Source organism: uncultured Maribacter sp. (assembly GCF_947495965.1).
Classification (GTDB): domain Bacteria; phylum Bacteroidota; class Bacteroidia; order Flavobacteriales; family Flavobacteriaceae; genus Maribacter_B.
On sequence record NZ_CANMBB010000019.1, the window covers coordinates 1 to 2,286 of the forward strand.

Below are 2,286 nucleotides of genomic sequence, written 5' to 3' on the forward strand. Positions count from 1 at the left end.
GGCAGTCGCCCAAAGTCCAATTCTAAGAACTACCATTACCGTTTCTAGACTAAAACGAAAAGGGTATAAACCTTTGACAGATTATATTAATAATAAGCAAACTTCAATTTGGTGAACCGCCGTATACGAGACCCGTATGTACGGTGGTGTGAGAGGCGCACTCTCCTCAATTATGGGGAGAGCCGTCTACTCGATTGTAAAACGTTTTTTATTCAATTTCAGTTACGTATTTGTTTTCTGAATAATATTTTTCTTTTCCTTTTATATTGTCAAAATCCAACTTTATTATCGTGTCTAGGTTTTTTCTTTTGAGATTAATTTTTAGAGATTCAGTTTTTTTAGTTAGCGTGTCTCCGATTTTGATAAAGTCAAAAAGTCCAGAACTTTGGAAAACAAAGTCTTTTTTATTGTCGCCAAAAATTTTATGCTTGATAATAATTATTGGTCTTGCGTGATTTTTTTTGTCAATATATTTTTCAGTAACTATTCCTTCGTAGTTTGAATGATATTCATCGTAAACTATTTTGTCAAAAAACTCTTTTTGAGTCAGATTATCACAAGAATTTAATCCAACCGCCAGAAGAAATAATAAAATAAGATGTCGAATGGTCAATTTTTTCAGTTTTCTCAAATGTTTTACAACGGCTCAGTGTATGAAACGTAGCGTGTAAAAAGACACTAACTTTTCGGGTTAACACAGGGCCGAATTTTTATATTTTGTTTTTAATTTTCTCTCTTTAAAAGCCAAATTAAAAATTTGGCGGATTTACTAAATATACACAAACTTTCGATTTAGCACTTATTAGCTATGTTTTATACACCGTGTTGCCATTAGTACTTTCTTCAGAGACTATTTTATTTATTCTAGGTTGAATAATCCAAATTCCAATTGGGAAAAACCAAATCATAAAAAATTCGCCCGCAAACTCACTAAAAGTCACATCTCGTTTTAATTCAGTCGTTTTGATTGTTTTTGATACGAAATATAGTGAGTAAAAGATACAGAACATTGAAAGTAAATGCATTGGAATAACTACAAATAACATTTTTCCAACAATTCCACCAACAGCATTACTTCCAGATGAAAATCCATAAAATGTTGTTCCGATTACAATTAATAGGAAAAGAATATAAGCCAGAGGAATCAAGAAGAATATTTTAAACTTTTTAATTTTCATATTAATATCATCTGGTATGTATTTCTGCAATCCGATTCCAATTGACCAAAACCAGCCAAAAAAAAGTCCAACATAAAGAAACATTATAATTGGAAATATTTTCATCATATTCAACATTCCAGTTTGGTCAGGATTTCCGTTTGAGTCGATATTCGCAAACATTGTTGTCATAACAACTATTTGTAATAAAATCGGAATTCCAAACATTAGAGTAAATAATTGCCAATGTTTAGCATTTAGAAATTTGTTTATCATTTAGTTCGTCAGTTTTTCGGTATTAATGGCAACGACTCGGCTATGATCTGTTGCGGAAAACGTCCGCAGGACTTTTCCGCCTAGCCCCGAGCCATTGTATAAAGTTAAGGATTTCCGTTAGGAAATCCACCGTAGCAATGGATTATAGGTATTGTTGTAAAACGTATTTTTTTAAACATTGTGAATCCGTCCTTTAAGCTTTTTTCTATTAAAAGAACTGACTCTTACTTGGTCCTGTTTATTAATTATAGAGTATGCAACCACAGGAACTAGTAAAAATCCGCCAACTATAAAAATCACATAATGATTTCGACTTCCAGTGAATACAGGACTTACTAAAAAGAAAATCAGTGGAGTTCCAATTAAAAAAATAAGTCCAGCTCCTATTTTGGCTAAATTTGATTCTTTTGCGCTCAGTTCGTCCACATGAAAATCCGTTGTCCGTCCGCATTTTTTACAAGTCAGTTTTTTGTTTTCTCCGTCTTGCATTGCAAATTCCACACGAGTATTTGCATCAGTTGAGTATCCGATATAGCTTTTGCAATTATTACATTTTCCGTAAACTCTCATTTATATAAGAACTGGTCAATATGTTTTACAACGGACTTGTGTATGAAACGTAGCGTGCAAAGAGGCACTAACTTTTTCGGATTAACACAGAGCCGAATTTTTATATTTAGTTTTTAATTTATCAATTTTTAAAAGCCAAATTAAAAATTTGGCGGACTTTCTAAATATATACAAACCTTTCGGTTTAGCACTTATTAGGTATGTTTTATACACGTTGTGTGTGCCCAGCATGGGCATCTTTAATTTATCGAAAGATAACTAATTCATCTAGAGGGTGCAAGTC

General features: G+C 32.4%; 3 protein-coding genes. All 3 read right to left on the reverse strand.

Going from position 1 to position 2,286, the window contains the following annotated elements; all coding sequences use genetic code 11:
• Window positions 1–208 precede the first annotated feature (208 nt).
• On the reverse strand, window positions 209–631 hold the full coding sequence (locus tag Q0820_RS16845; RefSeq protein WP_298489451.1) for a hypothetical protein: 423 nt from the start codon (window positions 629–631) through the stop codon (window positions 209–211).
• 175 nt (window positions 632–806) lie between these two features.
• Complete coding sequence (locus Q0820_RS16850; protein ID WP_298489453.1) at window positions 807–1,433, reverse strand: hypothetical protein; 627 nt, start codon at window positions 1,431–1,433, stop codon at window positions 807–809.
• 171 nt (window positions 1,434–1,604) lie between these two features.
• Entirely contained in the window at window positions 1,605–2,003 is a 399-nt protein-coding gene (locus Q0820_RS16855; RefSeq protein ID WP_298489455.1) for a hypothetical protein, read from the reverse strand.
• Between the last annotated feature and the right edge of the window lie 283 nt (window positions 2,004–2,286).